This window comes from Desulforamulus profundi (assembly GCF_002607855.1).
Window position 1 is genome coordinate 1 of sequence record NZ_AWQQ01000007.1, and the last position, 19,107, is coordinate 19,107.

At 50.0% G+C, this 19,107-nt stretch carries 22 protein-coding genes and 2 pseudogenes; 22 read left to right on the forward strand and 2 right to left on the reverse strand.

Annotation, left to right across the window (positions count from 1 at the left end; all coding sequences use genetic code 11):
* Window positions 1–198 precede the first annotated feature (198 nt).
* From P378_RS20365 to P378_RS00905, 22 genes and pseudogenes are all read left to right on the forward strand, one after another.
* A pseudogene (locus P378_RS20365) lies at window positions 199–993 on the forward strand (PocR ligand-binding domain-containing protein); the annotation flags it as partial.
* Between the two features lie 311 nt (window positions 994–1,304).
* Window positions 1,305–1,484 (forward strand): annotated as a pseudogene (locus P378_RS20370) (GAF domain-containing protein); the annotation flags it as partial.
* 105 nt (window positions 1,485–1,589) lie between these two features.
* Complete coding sequence (locus P378_RS20375; RefSeq protein WP_238472713.1) at window positions 1,590–2,225, forward strand: HD-GYP domain-containing protein; 636 nt, start codon at window positions 1,590–1,592, stop codon at window positions 2,223–2,225.
* A gap of 274 nt (window positions 2,226–2,499) precedes the next feature.
* A complete protein-coding gene (locus P378_RS00830) occupies window positions 2,500–2,868 on the forward strand; it encodes a hypothetical protein (RefSeq protein WP_099081938.1) in 369 nt (122 codons plus the stop codon).
* A 3-nt stretch (window positions 2,869–2,871) separates the two neighbouring features.
* Window positions 2,872–4,275 carry an ATPase domain-containing protein gene (locus P378_RS00835; protein ID WP_099081939.1) on the forward strand — a complete coding sequence of 468 codons (1,404 nt, stop codon included), beginning with the start codon at window positions 2,872–2,874 and terminating at the stop codon, window positions 4,273–4,275.
* Between the two features lie 273 nt (window positions 4,276–4,548).
* Window positions 4,549–5,739 carry a GGDEF domain-containing protein gene (locus P378_RS00840; RefSeq protein WP_238472689.1) on the forward strand — a complete coding sequence of 397 codons (1,191 nt, stop codon included), beginning with the start codon at window positions 4,549–4,551 and terminating at the stop codon, window positions 5,737–5,739.
* On the forward strand, window positions 5,736–5,882 hold the full coding sequence (locus tag P378_RS18805; RefSeq protein ID WP_238472690.1) for a hypothetical protein: 147 nt from the start codon (window positions 5,736–5,738) through the stop codon (window positions 5,880–5,882). The genes P378_RS00840 and P378_RS18805 overlap by 4 nt, the downstream gene beginning before the upstream one ends.
* A gap of 68 nt (window positions 5,883–5,950) precedes the next feature.
* Window positions 5,951–6,715, forward strand: coding sequence for an STAS domain-containing protein (locus P378_RS00845; protein WP_099081940.1), 765 nt, complete (start codon window positions 5,951–5,953; stop codon window positions 6,713–6,715).
* Window positions 6,705–7,067: an STAS domain-containing protein gene (locus tag P378_RS00850; RefSeq protein ID WP_099081941.1), complete on the forward strand. Its 363-nt coding sequence runs from the start codon at window positions 6,705–6,707 to the stop codon at window positions 7,065–7,067. Before P378_RS00845 ends, P378_RS00850 begins: the two co-directional genes overlap by 11 nt.
* 17 nt (window positions 7,068–7,084) lie before the next feature.
* Window positions 7,085–7,537, forward strand: coding sequence for an anti-sigma regulatory factor (locus P378_RS00855; protein ID WP_207653961.1), 453 nt, complete (start codon window positions 7,085–7,087; stop codon window positions 7,535–7,537).
* Window positions 7,534–7,683, forward strand: coding sequence for a hypothetical protein (locus P378_RS19205; protein ID WP_180260911.1), 150 nt, complete (start codon window positions 7,534–7,536; stop codon window positions 7,681–7,683). The genes P378_RS00855 and P378_RS19205 overlap by 4 nt, the downstream gene beginning before the upstream one ends.
* Window positions 7,684–7,694: 11 nt before the next feature.
* Window positions 7,695–8,159, forward strand: a complete 465-nt coding sequence (locus P378_RS00860) for a hypothetical protein (RefSeq protein ID WP_099081942.1) — start codon at window positions 7,695–7,697, stop codon at window positions 8,157–8,159.
* Window positions 8,160–8,954 (forward strand): GGDEF domain-containing protein, encoded by a 795-nt coding sequence (locus P378_RS00865; protein WP_099081943.1) that lies wholly within the window; start codon window positions 8,160–8,162, stop codon window positions 8,952–8,954.
* A gap of 6 nt (window positions 8,955–8,960) precedes the next feature.
* Window positions 8,961–10,685, forward strand: coding sequence for a putative bifunctional diguanylate cyclase/phosphodiesterase (locus tag P378_RS00870; protein ID WP_099081944.1), 1,725 nt, complete (start codon window positions 8,961–8,963; stop codon window positions 10,683–10,685).
* A 682-nt stretch (window positions 10,686–11,367) separates the two neighbouring features.
* Window positions 11,368–12,807 carry a ribulose-bisphosphate carboxylase large subunit gene (locus P378_RS00875; protein ID WP_099081945.1) on the forward strand — a complete coding sequence of 480 codons (1,440 nt, stop codon included), beginning with the start codon at window positions 11,368–11,370 and terminating at the stop codon, window positions 12,805–12,807.
* Window positions 12,808–12,849: 42 nt separating this feature from the next.
* A complete protein-coding gene (locus P378_RS00880; RefSeq protein WP_099081946.1) occupies window positions 12,850–13,170 on the forward strand; it encodes a RuBisCO small subunit-like domain-containing protein in 321 nt (106 codons plus the stop codon).
* 63 nt (window positions 13,171–13,233) lie between these two features.
* Window positions 13,234–14,142 (forward strand): AAA family ATPase, encoded by a 909-nt coding sequence (locus tag P378_RS00885; protein WP_238472691.1) that lies wholly within the window; start codon window positions 13,234–13,236, stop codon window positions 14,140–14,142.
* Window positions 14,143–14,176: 34 nt separating this feature from the next.
* The gene (locus tag P378_RS20380; RefSeq protein ID WP_238472692.1) at window positions 14,177–14,557 is read left to right on the forward strand and encodes a LysR family transcriptional regulator; all 381 of its coding nucleotides are present in this window, start codon (window positions 14,177–14,179) and stop codon (window positions 14,555–14,557) included.
* Complete coding sequence (locus P378_RS00890; protein WP_238472714.1) at window positions 14,479–15,084, forward strand: LysR substrate-binding domain-containing protein; 606 nt, start codon at window positions 14,479–14,481, stop codon at window positions 15,082–15,084. Before P378_RS20380 ends, P378_RS00890 begins: the two co-directional genes overlap by 79 nt.
* Before the next feature lie 96 nt (window positions 15,085–15,180).
* Window positions 15,181–15,477, forward strand: a complete 297-nt coding sequence (locus tag P378_RS00895; protein WP_099081947.1) for a Dabb family protein — start codon at window positions 15,181–15,183, stop codon at window positions 15,475–15,477.
* A gap of 10 nt (window positions 15,478–15,487) precedes the next feature.
* Entirely contained in the window at window positions 15,488–15,919 is a 432-nt protein-coding gene (locus P378_RS22645) for a class II fructose-bisphosphate aldolase (RefSeq protein ID WP_099081948.1), read from the forward strand.
* Complete coding sequence (locus P378_RS00905) at window positions 15,843–16,364, forward strand: class II fructose-bisphosphate aldolase (protein ID WP_274378612.1); 522 nt, start codon at window positions 15,843–15,845, stop codon at window positions 16,362–16,364. Before P378_RS22645 ends, P378_RS00905 begins: the two co-directional genes overlap by 77 nt.
* Window positions 16,365–16,525: 161 nt before the next feature.
* Here the strand turns inward: P378_RS00905 and P378_RS00910 are convergent, their stop codons facing one another.
* Both P378_RS00910 and P378_RS20385 read right to left on the reverse strand, forming a co-directional pair.
* Window positions 16,526–17,383, reverse strand: a complete 858-nt coding sequence (locus P378_RS00910; RefSeq protein ID WP_099081950.1) for a DUF6671 family protein — start codon at window positions 17,381–17,383, stop codon at window positions 16,526–16,528.
* Window positions 17,384–17,393: 10 nt separating this feature from the next.
* On the reverse strand, window positions 17,394–19,094 hold the full coding sequence (locus tag P378_RS20385) for a 2-oxoacid:acceptor oxidoreductase family protein (RefSeq protein ID WP_099081951.1): 1,701 nt from the start codon (window positions 19,092–19,094) through the stop codon (window positions 17,394–17,396).
* Between the last annotated feature and the right edge of the window lie 13 nt (window positions 19,095–19,107).

Below are 19,107 nucleotides of genomic sequence, written 5' to 3' on the forward strand. Positions count from 1 at the left end.
TATATGTGGATTTATTGGTATCCTTGTCCATGCGATGTCTCCTTATTTTTGAGATTATGGACAGGACTACCTGTTATACCTCAATTATAAGGAGATTTTAATCATTTTTACAGGATATTGCTGGAAAAACAATGATTTATTGGTTTTTTTCTAGAATTTTAGATATTGACATTTTGGAAATTTATTTATGCAACGCTAGTGAGGATAAGTAATCTTTGCCCTTTCTGTGCCATAATCAATAATACGGACCCGGGTCATGCGCGTTGTAAGAGTTCCCGGATTGAAACGGCAAAGGCCGTTGCCAAATCCGGGCAACCCGCGTTGCGGTTGTGCCATGCCGGTCTGGTACTTATTGCTCTCCCGATCAAAATAAAAAACGAGACTGCAGCCGTGGTGATAGGGGAGAACGTAAGCCTGGAACCGCTGCGTCTCGAGATTGTGCCGGAACTGGCAAGAGAATTGAGCCTTAATGGAAAGGAACTTATGGAAGCTGCCCGGATGGTACCGGTATGGCCGGAAGAGCGCCTCCGGGAGGCAGTCGAACCTTTTCATACCTTCACGGATACTCTTTCCCGGCTTTTGTATTCAAAGCAAGAGTTGCTGGAAAAGACTGAAAAGCTTGCGGCTTTGTTCGAGTTCAGCCAGGTTGTTTCGTCAAGCCTTCGTGTATCAGAAGTAGCCCAAAAGGCCCTGGAACTCGTCCTCGGGCTGACCGGTGCCACCAGCGGGTCGGTGGTCATGCTTGCCGGGGGAACCCCCGAATCAACTGAAGTTGCTGCTACTGCGGAATCGAGCAAAGAGTTCCGGGTGGTTCCCGAAAAAGAGGTCATTGAAGCGGTAACGCGCAAAGCAAGTGAGTTGCGATTTGACAGCCACCCGGAAGGCAACACAGTGGAGGAGAAGCGGCCAGCCCTTTCCATGCCCCTCAAGGTCGGGGATAAAATAACAGGGGTGTTGACACTGTCCGGCAAACCTGAGGGTGCAGAGTTCGGCGAAGACGAAGCTCGCTTTTTAAGCGTCCTTGGTACAAGCCTTGCCCTGGCCCTGGAGAACGCTCGTCTTTTCCGGGATCTGGAGGAAAACGCGGCGATGCTCAAACAACTTATTGAGGTCGGGCAACTGGTATCTTCCAGTTTAGAAGCGGACGTGCTCATAGGATGTGCACTGCAAAGCCTGAAGGAGGTCCTGGGTGCGAAGTGGTGTGTGCTGAGGCTGCTTGATGAGGAGACGGGCGAACTGGTGCTGAAGGCCGGCCTGGGCATGAGCGCAGAACTGCAGGTCGTGTCCGGCCGGAGGGTACCCCGCTGGGTCAGGTACTCGAGACGGGAAAACCTGTCGTCGCGGGAGATCTGGCCGCCAGCGGACCCGGCACGCACCCCCACATCTACGCGGCCGAAATGCGGTCCGTTGCCGTGGTGCCGGTGCGGGCGAGTGGAAAGATTCTGGGCACATTGTCAGTTTATTCCCCCATACCGCATCGTTGGAAGGAAGAAGAAGTCGGTTACCTGGCGACCATCGCAAGTCAGACCGGGCTGGCACTGGAGAACGCCCGGCTTTACTCGTCGCTGCGGGATTATTATTTGAGTGCCGTGCAGGCTTTGGCGGCGGCATTGGAGGCCAAGGACGTTTACACGCGGGGTCATTCCGGGCGGGTGGCGAATTGGGCGCGGGCGTGTGCCCGCGCCCTGGGGCTTGGCGCCGAAGAAAAGGAACAAGTCTACCTGGCCGGGCTTTTACACGATTTGGGCAAGATTGGCTTGCGGGAAGACATTCTTCTCAAACCGGGACCTCTCACTGAGGAGGAAAGAAAGGAGATGCAGAGCCACCCTGTTGTGGGGGCCAGGATTCTGGAGCCGGCCAGATTTCCGGCGGCGGTCATTACAGCCGTACGGCACCATCACGAGGATTATGGCGGCGGTGGTTATCCTGCCGGCCTGGCTGGGGAAGAGATTCCGCTGCTGGCGCGTATTATCCGCGTGGCCGATACTTACGATGCCATGACGTCCGCCAGGTCCTACCGGCAGGCGCTTACTCAACGGCAGGCGCGGGAGGAACTAAGGCGATGGGCGGGCCGGCAGTTTGACCCGTGTGTGGTGGAGGCTTTCCTTCGAATTCCGGAAGATGAAATGAAAGAAATTTCCGGGGAGGGGGTAGATACCCTAAGTGGATGCCCTAATGGGACTTTTTGTAGAAGTGCTCTCGCAGATAATCCGTCCCCATCGTAGCGATGATGACCGGTGGCGTCGTTAATTTTTTCTTTCCTTCCAGTTTGAGCAGGGTGTATCATTATTAAGATCAACCTGGATAATACCAGGCGGGTTTTGACCGCTTGCGTCAGACCTTTACATGGAGTAGGCGGCTTGTTGTGTTAACCTGTTGAGGCGTGAGCTTCCAGGATGCAGTGATTATCTCCTGATTTTCCCGCAGCCGCTTGGGAGTCAGAAGGGAAAAAGAAAAAGAGTTAGTGTGAATCTATGTTTTTATCTGAGGAGGATTGTTATGAGCGAATTCAAAAAGGAGCGGATCGAGCAGTATGAAACTTTGCTGAGGGAGATATGGATTACGTCGGCGAAGTACCTTGGAATGGTTTCTGTGAATCTTCTTCTAGAAAGGGTTGTGTGGGAAGTTTCGCTGGAGCATAAGGAAATAGAACTCCTGCAGTACGACCAAAATGGGATCTCGTGCGCAAAGATAGCAGCCTGTTTAGAGGAAAACTCTGACCTGCCTGTTGAAGACATGTTCATGAAGTTTATCACCAGGTATGTAGCAATTTTGGCCAAACTTCTTGGCCATGAAAGAGCGGAAGAAATAAAAAACAAGCTGAAAGAAGAAGCTACCGGCATACCTTTTTCTACCAGGGAGGAATGATAGATGGATAAATTGATAACAGGCATCAAAAATTTTGACTCTATTCTTGGTGGCGGCATACCTGTTTATTCATTAAACATTGTTTCCGGCGCTCCGGGCAGCGGAAAGACGATATTTGTCCAAAACATCATATTTAACAGCGCCAGGAGCGGCCTTAAAAGTCTATACCTGACCACTATATCGGAATCACAGTTCAAAATGGTAAGGCATCTGCAGGGGTTTGAGTTTTTTTCAGATGATTTGCTGGGTGACAAGGTTATTTACGGGGATTTGGGAGATGTTCTGCGCAAACAGGGCACGGACAATGCTCTGGAATACCTGACTGGAATGATCAAAAAACATCTGCCGAACATAGTTGTAATTGACAGCTTCAAGGCCATAAGAGACCTCTTCCCGGACGAAAAAACTTTTAAGGCTTTTGTTTTTGACCTGGCTGCCGCTCTATCAATATGGGAAATCACCGTATTTCTCGTCGGCGAGTACGAAGAACAGGAGCTGACGCTCTTAAGCGAGTTTGCCATTGCTGACGGGATTTTTCACCTTTACGGGCAGGGAGAAAAGCGTTTTCAAAAAAGGTTTATACGTATTCGGAAAATGAGGGGGACCAGTTTTGAACAGGGGGAACATTTATTTCAAATCAGCCCTGCGGGAATAGAAGTGTACCCGAGGATGAGACCGGAGGGTAAAGAACTCCGGTACGAGGTCAAGCAGGGGCGCAAGGGATTCGGGATACCGAATTTAGACGAAATGTTGTCTGACGGGTTATTAGAAGGTACTATTACACTCATCTCCGGTGGCACAGGTGCGGGCAAGACGATATTTGCCCTTAAGTTCCTGCTGGAAGGGGCTGAAAAAGGCGAAAAAGGAATATTCCTTTCATTTGAAGAGCCTGTAGCTCAAATTCTGAATACTGCCCGTCATCTGGGGTGGGAGATAGATAGACATCTGGCAGAGGATCGACTTGATATCAAGTTTATTTCTCCCGTAGAACTGGATGTAGATAAACACGCTTTTGAGATACTGGACATGATCAGGGAAAAAAAGGTGGAGAGGTTTGTCATCGACAGCATCTCTTCTTTTGAAAACAGCGTTTCTGATCTACAAAAGTACAAGGATTATCTCTGGGCGCTGGGACAGCAGCTCAGGAGACGGCATATTAACACCATATTTACGGCGGTCAACGACGACCCCTTTTCATCCCTCATAGTATCCAAAACACAAATATCCTTAATAATCGATAATATAATCATACTGCGGTATGTAGAGGATAATTCCCACATCAAAAAAGTCCTTGGCATCATGAAAACCCGTGGAAGCGACCATAACAAGGACCTGAGGGAATTTGAGATAACGCCAAACGGAATAAGTATTCTCGGTAAATTAGACAGAGCAGATATGTTAAAATGAGGTGCTCCTAGATGCCAACAAACCTTCTCCTCAATATATCGGTAAAATACTGGCAGGACTTTCAGGATACGCTGGCCAATGTCATGGATGCAAATATTTATATCTTAGATACAAATGGTGGTTTTTTTTCCAAATTTAGTCTGCCCGTTGAATTATGCCGGGAGGTAAATAAAGGAGGGTGCTCCGCGACGAAAAGTGTATCAGTTTTTATAAGTCTGCCCTCGGTTCATTAGAAGATAAAGACATGCTTACCTGCCCTTACGGGATTAAACTTTGTGCGTACCGCCTGGCTCCTACGCCCAAAAGATAGGGTTCCTTATTATCACTCCTACCAAGCTTATAACCCAGGTGGGACGTGAGGAAGAAAATATCTTTGTTACGAAAGCACATAGCATTTACCAGACGATTAATGAGGTTCTTAAGGCTATCCTGGAAAAAAACCTGTTAGGATTACGGAGGCTTGAGCTGAACAGCATCTATGAGATCAGCCGCCTGATGACCTCCATCGTCGAGCTGGACAAGGTTCTGGACCTTATAGCGAATTCGCTGATTATAATCTACAAGGTTGATTTATGCTTTGTAGGCCTTCGAGAAGGTGACAAAATCAGAATAGCGCAAGCCAAAGGTGAACACAGCCACCTATTGACCGGGACCGAATGGCCGATGGTCCAGCCGTTGATTGAGCAGGTATTTTCAAAAGTTGAGCCGTCATCTCTGCGTATTGAGGAATTAATGACGCTACCGGGTCTCACCGGTTTAGAGGTTGCTCCCGGGAATGAAATCATGGTTTATCCCCTCTGGAGTGCTTTGGGTGCCGTCGGGCTGTTAGGTATAGTGGCCCCTGTTTCCCTGGATGACAACGGTAGCAAAAACCTGCAGATATATGCGAACTTCGCCGCGGTAGCCCTGGCTAACGCGAAGCTTATACACCGCCTGGAAAGAGAAGCCGAAACCGACTTCTTGACCGGTTTCTTTAATAAGCGTTCCCTGCGGAACATGCTGTTTACCGAACTCGAGAGGACGGTCAGGTACGGTATCCCTTTGTCGGTTATTTTCGTGGACGTAGACAACTTCAAGGCTTACAATGATACCTATGGCTACGTGGCCGGCGATGTGGTGCTGCAGAAGACGGCAGAGATAATAAGAAACTCCATCAGGCTCGTGGATATTGCGGGCCGTTACGGGGGCGAGGAATTTGTAATCATTCTTCCAGGGACAAAAGAGGAAGGTGCTGTAGCAGTGGCGGAAAGAATACGGAAATCTATAGAGGCTTTTCCTTTCCCTCACCGCCAGGTTACCGCAAGCCTGGGGATAGCCTTGGCGAAAAACAACGATTTTGTTGATTCCTTGCTTGAAAGGGCGGATCAGCCTGTTATCAGGCGAAGAGACAAGGGAAAAACCGCTTTTGCCTGGACCCAACGTAACAATATTTCATTCAAGGTGGTGGACTCTTATGAGCCATGAAGTCGGACAGGCCTTATCGCAGGGCGTTTTACCAAAAGTGGGTAATAGAGGAACTAAGGCGTTGTTCCGGGAAGCAGTTTGACCCGGCGGTGATAGAAGCAATGAAAAAGGTTTTAGAGCGGGATGAAGCGGCCCGCTCCTAAAGATCCGCAAGGACGGACGGTTATGTTTTTTACACGCACGTACTTTTAATTGAAAGGAGCATGTTAAAGTGAATAATAACCTGGTAGAAATGCTTGTTGAGGAGCTGGAGGCTGGTAGTAAGCATGAAGAGAAACTATGGCGCGAACTTTTGCCGGGAGTTGTTTCGGGTGCCACCGGAAATAATTTGCGTGAGGCGATACGGGAACCCTTGTTTGGGTTGCTTCATGAACTGGGAGAAACGGCGCTGGGGGCAAAGCTAAAACTTGTTATCGAGCGTGTTCCAACTTTTCCGGCAGCCGAGCTTTTGCCGCTGGTTCTAGAGCTTTGTGGTGAACTGCGCCATGACAGCGAGCAGGCTGTTCGCGAGCTTGAGCGCATGCTTTCGGAGCTGGCAACGCCGATAATCCGCATTTGGAGGGAGATACTGCTGGTGCCGCTGATTGGCGGCCTGGATAGTGACCGGGCGCAGGGTATGGCAGAAAGGCTTTTGGATCGCGTCAGTGCCACGCGGGCCAAAGTGGTAGTTGTGGACGTCACCGGGGTCCCCACGATTGACACGGCAGCGGGTGGTTTTCTTATCGAAACGTTTAGCGCAGTGAAGCTACTGGGAACGGATGTTATCCTAACCGGCCTTAAGCCCGAAATCGCCCACACCCTGGTTAAGCTGGGGATCGATTTCCGCATGGTGACGATAGCGCGTGACCTTGAAGATGCTCTGCGCCAGTCTATAGCCATGATCGAGGAAGACAGGAGCCGGCAGAGGAAAATCTTATGGGCGCGGGGCAGTAATTTCCCGGGTGAAGGTGAAGGTGGAGAACACGATGGCATTTAAAGAAAAGGTGGTCCCAACCATAAGGATTGGTGATTCTTTGTTGGTGCCCATACAGATAGACCTGGACGATAAGACTGTGGAGCAGCTGCAAGCACAGCTTTTGGAGGAAATTCAGGAGCACCGGGTACGGGCGGTTATTCTGGACGTACGGATGGTGGAGGTAATCGACAGCTATATATCCTATACTCTTACGGAGACTGCCGCCATGGCCCACCTGATGGGTTGCCGCACGGTGATCTGCGGTATTCAGCCTCCTGTGGCCCTAACCCTGGCGCAAATGGGGATAGAACTGCAAGGTTTTTTGGTTGCTCGTGACCTCGAGCACGCTATGGGTCTGGTATATTCGCCCTGAGAGAGGAGTAGTGGGTCTTGGACGGGAAACTAAGGGAGTTGCTGGATATTTCGGAAAACGACTTTGACGTGGTGGTGCGCATCTCCCGGGAAGAAGATATTGCCATAGCCAGACAGATGGCCAAGCAACTTGCCCAAGAGCTTGGTTTTTCTCTCGCTGATGTAACCAAAGTAGCCACTGCGGTTTCTGAACTTGCACGCAATATCTATCGCTATGCACAACCTGGTAAAATAATGATCCGTAAACGGCCCGAGGAGAGCGGTGGGCCTGCCATACAGGTGGTGGCGGCTGATCGTGGTCCGGGCATCGAGAGCGTAGAAAGGGTTCTGACAAAAGGCTATACGACACATGAGCGCAGTCTGGGTATAGGCTTGTCGGGAATAAGGCGCCTTATGGATTTTTGTGAGATTGCCTCCGAAGTCGGCACGGGCACCGTGGTGAGGGTGGAAAAGAGGAGGCGCAAGTTTTGAGTTTACAAGTTGAAAAACCGGAAGCCGGCGAGCAGGCACGGGAAGGCTCCGGGTGGGAAGTGTCGGCATATTCGCGTCCCCACTGGCGGGAGAAGGTAAACGGCGACCTTTGTTATACTAAAGAATTGGGTACCACGCACTCGTAGTTGTAGCAGATGTGCTGGGCCATGGGGAGGGAGCACACCGCGGGGCGGTGGTCCTGGCGCAGGCGATGCAGCGGGCCACGGGTGTTTTGCAGCAGACATACTCCGTTCTGGAAGAAGCGGCTGCACATACGCGGGGATGCGCTCTTTTCCTGGCCCTGCTTGACAGGAAAGCGATAGAATACATCTTGGTCGGAAACATCAGAGGGTGGGTGCTGACGCGAAAAGGTACGGATGTCCTGGTGGGGCAGCCGGGCATTGCAGGCAAGAGAATGCTGAAACCTGCCATCCGCCGGCTGGAGCTGCCGGGGCCTGCTCTTCTTCTGGCTTGTACCGACGGGATCAAGCGTAGCTTTTCGCCCGTAGGTTTGCAATGGCTCTGGGAAGGGGCAGGGGATGAAGCGGCATGCCGTGTGGTAGAGAGATATGGCATTGCTGAAGACGATGCCAGCGTGCTGCTAGGGAGGAGGTATGAATAGTTGTCGGGGGAATTCTATTCAACTTACCGCAGTTATCTTGAGCGTTATATGTTTGAAGGGGCTACGGAAGGGGTGCTTCTGGAAGCGTACCAGGATCTGCCGCGCTGCCTGGACGGGAGCGAGGTGCAGGCCGCCAGCATCTTGGACGTGCATACACGGGCTCTGCGCGAAGTCATGGGAATTAAGCGGGACAGCGACAATGTGCAGTGGATATACATAGCCCGTGCGACCGAGTTTTTGGCCCAGATTCTGATAGTTATTGATACGTTCCTCCTCCAGCTAAAGGAAAGGGTTGAGCACGATCACCTTACGGGGCTTTATAACCGGCTAGCCCTTTATCGTTTGCTTCCCCGGATGCTCGAAGAAGCTCAAGAGCAGGGCAAGCCGCTTGTTGTTGCCATGCTCGATTTGGATGATTTTAAGCGAATAAATGACCGGTTCGGCCACCAGGCCGGCGACGAAGCACTTTGTTTTGTTGCTGGTCTTATCAAAAGAATTTTGCGGAATGATGACTTGGCCGTTCGGTTTGGCGGTGAAGAATTTGTAATTGTCCTTCCGGCGACAGATTTTGCCAAGGCCATGATTCCCCTGGAACGAATTCTGTCCCAAATAGCAGCGGAAAAGATACTGCCGGGTGTGGATGGTCTTACGGTAAGTATAGGAATTGCCGGGTATGCCGGCCGTGGCTCTGTCGATCCAGACGAGTTAATCCGGCAAGCGGATGAAGCAATGTATCAAGCAAAAAAATTGGGCAAAAACAGAGTGGTCTTTGCCAAGGGCGATGATGGGGAGTGAGCGTACGTGAGGTTTTCAAAGGGATTGCTGGAGCTTATTAAAGAACTAACCTCCCAGGCCGGGCAATTGCCCTTGGATGATGTAGAGCTTACCGGAAGGGTGGCGCAAGCATACGCTGGCCGGCTGCGATCTTTGTTGGATCTGGTAGGGCAAGAGGCAAACGAGGCGGAACTGCGCGGGGCAGCGAGCGACTTATTGGCGTTGTTTGCTGGAAACCATGACAAGGAACTCTTGCAGCGGCGTATAGACCTCGGAAGAAAGCTGGGCGCTGCAGAAGTGTCGCTGGAGCAGCTGGTAACAGCCTATGGGTTCTTTTTCGGGCGTTGCTGCGACGAACTAGTCCCGGTTATCCAATTCCTGGAGAGAGAATTGCAAAGAGTGAAGTACGGCGGGACATCGTTGCTTCTTGACCTCGACCTGCTACTCCTGGGATACCAGGGAGAAGTAGCGCGCCAGATGCGGATGTTTTCGGAAGTAGATGTTCTTACAGGCCTTTTGAGCCGCCGCAAGTTCGAAGAAGAGTTGCAGCAGGCACTCGAGTTTTCGCGGCGCACGAAACGAGAGTTTTCTTTATACTGGCTAGACATTGATAATTTTAAGCTGATTAACGACGTTTACGGTTATATCGTAGGGGATATTGTACTTAAGGTTGTGGCTGACTTCCTGCAGGAGTCGTTCCCCAATGCCTTTGCCATTGCACGCATAGGCGGTAACGAGTTTGGGGTTATACTGTTGGATGCGGGTCCTGCTGAAGCCCTGGCAAAGGCGCAGGTGCTGTGCCAGGGCATTAGCGAGCTGAAAATTCGTCCTTTGGGGGAGGAGGGTATTTTCATTACAAGCAGCATTGGCGTGGCTTCGTACCCCCACCATGGGCAGGCGCAAGCCGACCTTATGTTAGCTGCCGAGGTTGCTCAGGTAACGGCCAAGAGGAAAGGGAGGAACCGGGTACAGCTCATTGATGCGCTCGATGAGAGTACTAATCCTACTGTGGTCCACGAGAGAATTCTTCTCTTGCGGGAAGCTCTGCGTTCGAAGGAGAGCATCGTCCCCTTTTATCAGCCGATTGTAGATTTAGAGACGGGCAAGCCTTTAGGTTACGAAGTGCTTGCTCGTGTGAGGAGAGGGGAAAAGTTTCTTTCTGCCGGGCTTTTTGTAGAGGCGGCCGAGCAATCCGGCCTTATGAAGGATATTGGTAGTATAGTCATAGAGCAGGCCATGCGGGAAAAAAAGAGCTCTTGGGCGAAGGACAAGATTTTCTTTATTAACTTCTCTATGCGCGAGTTGGAGAACAGAGAAACTCCACGGTTCATGGCTGACCTGTTCAACCGCTACGACATCCGTCCGGAAGAAGTTGTGGCCGAAATTACCGAGCGAGAAGCCGTGCTGGATATGAATGCTGTGCAGGCTTTCGCCAAGGAGCTGACAGATCTTGGGGTGCGCCTGGCAGTCGACGACTTTGGAAGCGGTTTTTCCTCATTTATTTATCTTCGTTACTTTGACTGTTACTTTGCCAAGATTGAGGGTTCCCTGGTGCGTGAGATCACCAGGAGTGGACGCTCCAGGATGATTGTAGAAAACATGGCAAAACTTTTGCAAAAGCTTTCGATAGAAGTAGTGGCCGAGTTCGTAGAGAACCGTGAAACAGCTGAAATTTTGCGCCGCGCCGGCATTCGATACGGACAGGGTTATTATCTGGGCATGCCCGTACGGTGTCCTGGCAACAGGGATTAGCGTTCAAGATGACTGGGACATCTTGAAAAAAGATTTCGATGTCCCAGCGTTTACTATAAATGCCTAAAATCTTTTCATCGGAAAATTCAATATCGGCGGACAGCAAGGCTAGCCAGTTTCTGGATTGAGGAAACGGTAGACGGTGTCCTTGCCAGGACGTTTGGCTGAGTCCTCTCTTTGGACCCATGTAACACTTTTACCCTTCATGAGAAGTGCAGACAAATAGCTCTGTTGTTGTAAAATGTGTTATAATCCAGTTAGATAAAAGATCTAAGTAAAAGTCGGGTACGCTTTTTTCGTGTTCGTACTTTCGTTTGACAAGAAAAGGAGTATGTTGTTACCACCCACGTAGATTGGCGGTAAAGGAATCAATGTCATTGTCGGTGGGCGAAAAATCATGCTAAACTGCAGGAAAACCGACAATAAATGCAGAAAAGCCGTCTCATGCTTTAAGAATCTAAGCAGGAGGCGGCTTTTGTGGTCATGGAAACCGATATTAAGAATGTCCTGAGGAATTTTTACCTGAAGAAGTAAAATGTTTTTTAAACATGATGACTTATAAACATTTATTTATAGATTCTTATAATAACTTGTATTAGACACAGGTCACTTTACTTGTTATTTTAGAGATACACCGATGAGTGGATATTGGTGTACAAACACAATGAGGAGGTATTTAGAAATGTCAGAGGCAAAACAGCAGTTCAGTGCCGGGGTGATGGAATATCGGCAGATGGGTTATTTAGACCTTAATTACACCCCGAAGGATTCAGACATCCTGGCTGCCTTCCGGGTGACGCCGCAGGAAGGGGTGCCGATTGAAGAAGCGGCGGCAGCTGTGGCAGGTGAGTCATCCACTGCCACATGGACCGTATGTTGGACTGACCGGCTGACCAATCTGGAACGTTACAAAGCTAAGTGTTACCACATTGAGCCGGTACCTGGTGAACCGAACCAACACATGTGTTATATTGCATACGATTTAGATCTTTTCGAGGAAGGCTCTATCGCCAACATGACTTCTTCTATTGTCGGTAACGTGTTCGGTTTTAAGCCCCTGAAAGCTCTGCGATTGGAAGACCTGCGCATCCCTCCCCACTATCTCAAGACGTTTCAGGGCCCGCCGCACGGTATCCAGGTGGAGCGAGACATGTTAAACAACTACGGTCGGCCCCTTCTCGGCTGTACGGTCAAGCCAAAGCTGGGATTGTCGGGTAAAAACTACGGGCGCGTTGTCTACGAAGGGCTGCGAGGTGGCCTGGACTTTACTAAGGACGATGAAAATACCAACAGCCAGCCTTTCCTGCGCTGGCGCGAACGCTACCTCTATTGTATCGAAGCGGTGAAAAAGGCTGAGGCCGAGACGGGTGAGCGCAAGGGACACTATCTGAACGTTACCGCTCCCGATGTGGAAGAGATGTTCAGGCGAGCAGAATTTGCCAAAGAAATCGGTATGCCCATCATAATGGTAGATTTTCTGACTGTCGGCTGGACGGCTTTCACTTCGCTGTCTAAGTGGAGTCGGCAAAACGGTCTTTTACTCCATTGTCACAGGGCGATGCACGCAACCATGACACGGCAGAAAAACCATGGTATTAACTTTCGCGTCTTAGCCAAATGGTTAAGGATGGCCGGGGGCGATCACCTGCATACCGGTACTGTCCTTGGCAAGCTGGAAGGCAACCGTTCCATGGTGGAGGGTTACTGCAAGATTTTGCGGGATAAATACATTTCCAAGGATCTCAGCCGCGGTATTTATTTTGACCAGGAGTGGACGTCTCTTGCCAATGTGATGCCGGTGGCTTCCGGTGGTATTCACGCGGCCCAGGTGCCCCAACTGCTGGACATTTTCGGCGATGATGTGGTCTTGCAGTTCGGTGGCGGTACTATCGGGCACCCCATGGGTGTTGCGGCCGGCGCCACTGCCAACAGGGTGGCGGTGGAAGCGGTGGTTTATGCCAGGAATGCCGGCCGGGATATACTGGCAGAAGGAGAAGACATTTTGCGTGAGGCTGCAAAAAAATCGCCCGAGCTCCGAGCTGCTCTGGATACCTGGAAAGATGTCACATTTGATTATGCATCAACGGATACACCGGATGTAGTTGTTACACCAACATCATAAGAGATTTAATGAGTAAAAATACATTAAACGGAGGGTTTATTTATGGGTACAGTGAAGCAGGGTGCCTTTGCGTTTATGCCGCCTCTTAACGAAGATCAGGTTAGGGAACAAATTCAATGGGTGTTGAATCAGGGATATTGCCTCTCGGTCGAATACACCGATGAGCCGCACCCTCGGAACAACTATTGGCGGATGTGGGGTCTGCCCATGTTTGATCTTAAAGACGCCGCTGCCATCATGTACGAGTTTCAGTCTTGCAAGAAAGCTTTCCCTGACTGCTATATTAAAATCAATGGTTACGATGCCGACCGACAGGGACAGGTGGTAAGTTTCATTGCATATTATCCTGCCGATATGCAGTAGACATAGAGCTTGGTTAAGATGGCATCAACCTTGGAATTAGGATTTGCAAAGGAGGTGATCTGCGTGGCCAACCCGGCGTGCGAATCCTTGATCGAGTGTGACGGGCAGGAAAATGTACAAATCGATTTAGATCAGACATTTCGTGAAACCAAAGTTCAGGAAATACTGGACGAACTGGATCGTCAATTGGTCGGCCTGCAGAAAGTGAAGGCCAGAATCAAGGAGATAGCAGCATTCTTAATGGTCGACCGTTTAAGGCGGGACTGGGGACTTAAGGCCGACCGACCGGTACTTCACATGTCCTTTACTGGCCGGCCCGGCACAGGCAAGACCACCGTCGCCATGAAAATGGCGCAAATTCTTCACTGCATGGGCTACATCCGCCGCAACCATCTGGTGGTGGCTCAACGCGATGATCTGGTGGGTCAGTATGTAGGCCATACCGCTCCGAAAACCAAGGAAGTTTTGAAAAAAGCTATGGGCGGGGTTCTTTTCATCGATGAAGCATATTATCTTTTTCGCAAGGACAACGAGCGGGACTACGGCCAGGAAACCATTGAAATTCTTTTGCAAGTCATGGAAAACCAAAAGGATGATCTGGTTGTTATTTTTGCCGGATACAAAGAACGTATGGATGAATTCTACCGCATGAATCCCGGCATGCGGTCGCGGGTCACCCATCATATTGACTTCCCGGACTACCTTCTGGATGAGTTGCTGCAGATTGGGGGAATAATGCTGGCCCAGCAGGGGTATTATTTGGACAATGCTGCCAGTCAGGCGTTCCGAACGTTAATTGAAAAGCAGCTGGCACTACCTAATTTTGCAAACGCTCGCACGGTACGAAATGCCATAGACCTAATTAAGCTAAGACAGGCCAACCGGCTGTTTGCCAATGCCGGTGTTGTTCTAAAAAAAGACCTGGCACGCATTGAGGCAGAGGATGTTCCTATTGATGCAGACATTGCTTAGTTCCCCATAGTGTAAAGCAGGAGGAGCAGATTACATGAGCCGCATGGAAAATAAGCTAAACTTGCATCAATTGCAGATTTTTCGGACGGTTGCTAAACACAGCAGTTTCTCCCGTGCCGCCGATGAACTGATAATCAGCCAACCTGCCATCAGTATTTATGTAAAACAATTGGAGAAGACGGTGGGGACACCGCTTTTCGAGAAAGTGGGTCGCCAGGTCTTTCTGACCGAAGCCGGGCATTGCCTCAATGATTACTGCGAGCGCATCTTGCTTTACTGCGGGAAACGATCCAGGCCATGGAAGCTCTCAAAGCCGGTGAAAATGGTACGTTGCGTGTGGCCGCAGATACCACGGCCGGGGTGTATGTGGTCCCTGGCTACCTTGGTCTTTTTCGCCGAACTTATCCCAAGGTGACCATTTCACTGGAGGTAAATAACCGCTCTACAGTCCTTAAACGGCTTTTGTTGCGAGAGACTGACCTGGCTATCATCGGCCAAGTTCCGGACAATGAGGCATCTTTGCAGGTGGTCCCTTTTCTTAGCAATGAACTGGTAATTATCGCTCCGCCGGGTCATCGGCTGGCGACTCGAAAAAACATTTCCGTACAAGAACTGACGGAGGAAACGTTTCTCATGCGGGAGCCCGGTTCAGGAACCCGGGCAACCGCAGAACGTTTCTTTACATTGCAGGGGATACAGATACAGGTAGGCATGGAACTGGGCAGCAACAGTGCTATAAAACAGGCAGTTGCCAACGGACTTGGGATAGCAATTATCTCGCGTCAGGCCATCACTCTTGAACACCGGTGTGGTAGTCTCGTAATCCTGGATGTTGAAGGTTTTCCGCTGCATCGCTACTGGCACATAGTACATTTGCATAACAGGGCACTTCCCCCGCCGGCAGTGGCTTTCAAGAAACTGATGTTGGAAAATGACATTTAAGCAGTGGTGTAAATACAGTGGAGCCTTTGCAGAAATTATTTAGATATGATTTAAACCTAATTAAAAAGATTTAAAGAAGGATTGAGTGGTGCGGCAATGGTTAAACACCTGATTGTTTTCAATGTGTCGGCGGAGGTTTCAAAGGAGAGTTGTTTAGCCATGGCAGCCCAGGCACGGGAAGAACTGATGCGAATTCCCGGGGTGACCGGTGTGTCCTTTGGTGTTGCCGTGGCAGAAAATGCGTCCTATCGGTATCTTTTGATTATTGACTTTGCTGACGAGGAGGTGATCGACTTTTATCGCGATCACCCCATTCATGTGCGTTTTGCCGACGAAGTGTTTCGGCCTATGGCCGTGCACCGGATAACAACCGATTACCGTATGGTTTTTTAGGAGGTTTACGATGGGCCTGGTTAAAACTACCGAAATACTGAGAGAAGCCAGTGACAGGGGCTATGCCGTTGGAGCTTTCGACGTTGTAAACTTGGAATTCCTGGAGGGGGTGTTGGCGGGAGCGGAGTCGCGGCGAGCACCTGTCATTCTGAGTCTGGCCCAGAACCACCTTGATTACGTTGATATGGAAACCTTCGCAGGAACCCTGTTGCGGGCTGCCGATCGAGCATCGGTTCCGGTGTCTGTTCACCTGGATCACGGCAAGGATCTGGATACGGTGGTCAGGGCTATTCGCTATGGTTTCACCAGCATCATGATCGATGGATCTACCTTCTTACGAGGAGAACGTCTACCTGACCCGTCAAGTGGTACGGATTGCCCACGCCGCAGGGGTTTCGGTAGAGGCGGAACTGGGTTTTGTTGCTGGGCGAGAGTTCTATAGCCACGGCAAGGACGCAACCGGAAGCAACGTGGGGGCTACTGCCACAGTGTACACCGATCCTGATTTGGCTGCCGATTTCGTAGAAAAAACAAAAGTGGACTTTTTAGCCGTGTCCGTCGGAACCGTTCACGGACTGTTCAAGGGGCGTCTCCGACTCGATATACCGCGCCTTAAGGAGATACGTAAGAAAGTTTCTGTTCCCCTGGTTTTACACGGTGGCTCTGGACTTACGGATGAAGAATTCAGTCTGTTGATTGCCGGTGGGATCAGCAAGGTCAATTTTTACTCGGAACTGTCGCATGCCGCTATCGAAGCCATCAAGAAGGCCCTTGCCACAGACCCGGGAATGACCGAAATTACCTGCGCATTGTCCGGCATGAAGGATGCCGTACGCCGCATTGTGGAAGAAAAGATCGATGTCTGGGGTTGTTGCGGTATAAAATGAGTAATTATTATTGGACGCTTAACAGCTTCCGCCACCGCCTCGCTGCCTGTTATGAAAGCCGATGCCCTTGCAGCTTCAAAAAAAAGACAGGCCGGGTCAACCACCCGCTGTTCCTTGCTCATTTCTCCGTTCTCCTTGACTCAATAAATGCTGCGCCGGGATTAAGGATTGCAGTATTGACATCGCCCCGCCGGCGCTTTTTTGCTCCGGGGCATTCTTTTCTCTTTGGAAAAACCGCACCTGCCGCAGGTAAAAACTCTGGCCTTTGTTTCTTCCGTAGGCCGACCACACCATTCACAGGGCAAACCCTTTTTCCTGACGGTCACTGAAAAACCGGGTGTTCCGCACCGGGGACATTGCTGTTTTATCTTTTTCGCCAGATCTTCTGCAGCTTTTTGAATATTTCGCATCCTGGTCGGGTTTGCGTGAGCCCGCATATCGGTCTCCAGAAAAACTTTTCCGGCCGCCGATTTAGCAAAACCCCACTTAACCGCGTCTTTTAAATGTTCCCACTTATTAATGCCTTTAACCACAGATTGATGCCGCTCATTATCCGGCCGCAACACCAGCCAGTGCTCCGGAAACCCGATCTTACGTGCGAAGTCCTCAGCTTCCCGCAAGTCGGCAACTAAAGTCTGAGTAAAGTTGGTTTCACTGTTGGCGCACATGCCGTAAATTTCTAGTTTTTCCCTATCATCCACCAGCAAGACTATTTCCACATTCCATGGCAAAAAAGGAATTAAGGGATGGGGGCCAAAACTTCCCTCACTGGCCAGACCGATGTCTAGGCCGGTTAACTCCATCCCTTTTTGGGCCTTGCGCCTAGCCGCTTCCAACTGGGTTCCCGGTCGGGCAATTTCCCGGGTAAAAGTACCCAGTTGATCGGTATCAAAGCTTGTATCAAGAAGCACCTGACAGCCTGTGGCCTTTTCCAGAGTGGGTTTGATTACTCGCTCCTTCCCGTGCTTGGTAATGAGCACGATCCGCCGCCCTTTAAAGAAACAACTGCCGTCAGCCATGGTGGCTCTCCTAATTACCGACGATGGCCAGAGCCCCTTTGGAGCAAATTTCTACACACAGCCCGCAGCCTTTGCAGCGGTTTTCATCAACTTGCACTTTTTTATCTGGCATTAATACCCTAATAACATTCGGGTCGGGGCAGGTTAACACGCACAATTTGCATCCAATGCATTTTTCCTCTGTTACTTTAGCTGCAACATACACAATTGTTCCCCCCAATTCTTTAGCTTTGTTGTCAAATAAAAACTCCACAACAGCATCAGCGGATTTTTCCATTACTTCCATGTTTTTTTCTATCAGCCCGGCTAATTTAGCATATTTGCTTTTCAAGACATCGTCCAGTGCAGCAGTTGTTCCAGATGCTACAAACTTACCGCCGCCAAATCTCTCCAACAAAGCCTCCTTAAGAGACTCTTTAGAAACCAGCTCAGCAATGCCCATTAATCCGCCCAACATGGCCATATTGGTGGATAGTTCCGTCCCCCCAATCTCGCTGGCAACCCGTGTGGCTGGAATATAGTATATTTTGGCCTTTAACTTAGCTAAAATACCCAGCTCTTCTTGACTAAGATCTAATGGTCCGTCTGAGTTAATAAGCACTTTACCCTCTGGCTGCAGTCCGTCAAAAAACGGCATGGTATAGCATTTTCCCAGAGTAATTACATGTGGATGGAAAATCATAATAATGTTTGGATAAAGGATTTCTCCTCTCTCATAAATCCGCTCTTGTGAAATTCTCACATAACTCTCAGCCGGCGCCAGCCTTTTTTCTGCACCAAAAAATGGGTTGACTGTGCTTTGCTTGCCATCCCGGGTGGCAGCCGAGCCTAGAATATGAGCGGCAGTTACCACACCCTGGCCACCTAAACCGGACATCCTGATGCATATTTTATTGCTCATCAGTTTTCCCCCCTCCAATTGGTTAATTAGTTCCTGCGCCTCCGGTGCAATATACTCTACGATGCGGTAGGTACCAGCCTTAATCCGCTCCTTGATTCTTTTTTGCACTTCTGCTGGTTTAAATTTGTAGTTTGTAGGGCAGGGACAGAACACCTGTACATAGGCGGGGCCTGTCTCTCTGGCTACCAGAATAGCCCGGCGAACAATCTTTTCGAGTTTTTTGGGATGCACAGGCGAACCGGAGGCCACATAAGCGCAACCAGACTCCCTGGCAATTTCGGTCAATGAAATTTTCGGAAATTTTTTACCCTTTGGGGCCATATTAAGGACGGTTCCTTCCTGAGACATACCGCTTTCTTGGCCACCGGTGTTAGCATAGGCTTCATTATCCAGCATAATGGTAGTAATGTTTTCTCGCCTGAACCAAGACTGCATTACCATATCCAGACCTATGTCGGCGGTGGCACCATCGCCAGCAATAACTACAACGTCTTTTATTTTATCGGGAAACCTTAATTTTAAGGCCCGCTTTAATCCTGTTGCCACGGCATTCTGATTGCCAAACAGGGAATGAATATTATGCAATGCCACTTGGGGAAAAGCCAGTGCGCTGCATCCGGTAGATCCCACAATTATTGTGTCTTCTGGATTCGGCAGTGAAGCCAGAATCAAGCGCAGCGAAAGAGCTAGACCGCAACCAGCGCAGAGCGGATGCTCCTCCAGCAGTTCTTTGAAGGTCCCCAAGTCAGAAACGCCTAGCCCTTTGCCGAAAGGCCCGCGCTCCACCAGTTCTCTGTATTCCGTAGGCATGATATCTTCAAAA

Excerpts from the sequence above, each read along its gene's own strand:
- P378_RS00880 (WP_099081946.1), top strand. The coding sequence starts at position 12,850 with ATGGGTACAGTGAAGCAGGGTGCCTTTGCGTTTATGCCGCCTCTTAAC.
- P378_RS20385 (WP_099081951.1), bottom strand. The coding sequence starts at position 19,094 with ATGCCTACGGAATACAGAGAACTGGTGGAGCGCGGGCCTTTCGGCAAA.
- P378_RS00850 (WP_099081941.1), top strand. The coding sequence starts at position 6,705 with ATGGCATTTAAAGAAAAGGTGGTCCCAACCATAAGGATTGGTGATTCT.
- P378_RS22645 (WP_099081948.1), top strand. The coding sequence starts at position 15,488 with ATGGGCCTGGTTAAAACTACCGAAATACTGAGAGAAGCCAGTGACAGG.
- P378_RS20380 (WP_238472692.1), top strand. The coding sequence starts at position 14,177 with ATGAGCCGCATGGAAAATAAGCTAAACTTGCATCAATTGCAGATTTTT.
- P378_RS00895 (WP_099081947.1), top strand. The coding sequence starts at position 15,181 with ATGGTTAAACACCTGATTGTTTTCAATGTGTCGGCGGAGGTTTCAAAG.
- P378_RS00910 (WP_099081950.1), bottom strand. The coding sequence starts at position 17,383 with ATGGCTGACGGCAGTTGTTTCTTTAAAGGGCGGCGGATCGTGCTCATT.
- P378_RS00875 (WP_099081945.1), top strand. The coding sequence starts at position 11,368 with ATGTCAGAGGCAAAACAGCAGTTCAGTGCCGGGGTGATGGAATATCGG.
- P378_RS18805 (WP_238472690.1), top strand. The coding sequence starts at position 5,736 with ATGAAGTCGGACAGGCCTTATCGCAGGGCGTTTTACCAAAAGTGGGTA.
- P378_RS00835 (WP_099081939.1), top strand. The coding sequence starts at position 2,872 with ATGGATAAATTGATAACAGGCATCAAAAATTTTGACTCTATTCTTGGT.
- P378_RS00830 (WP_099081938.1), top strand. The coding sequence starts at position 2,500 with ATGAGCGAATTCAAAAAGGAGCGGATCGAGCAGTATGAAACTTTGCTG.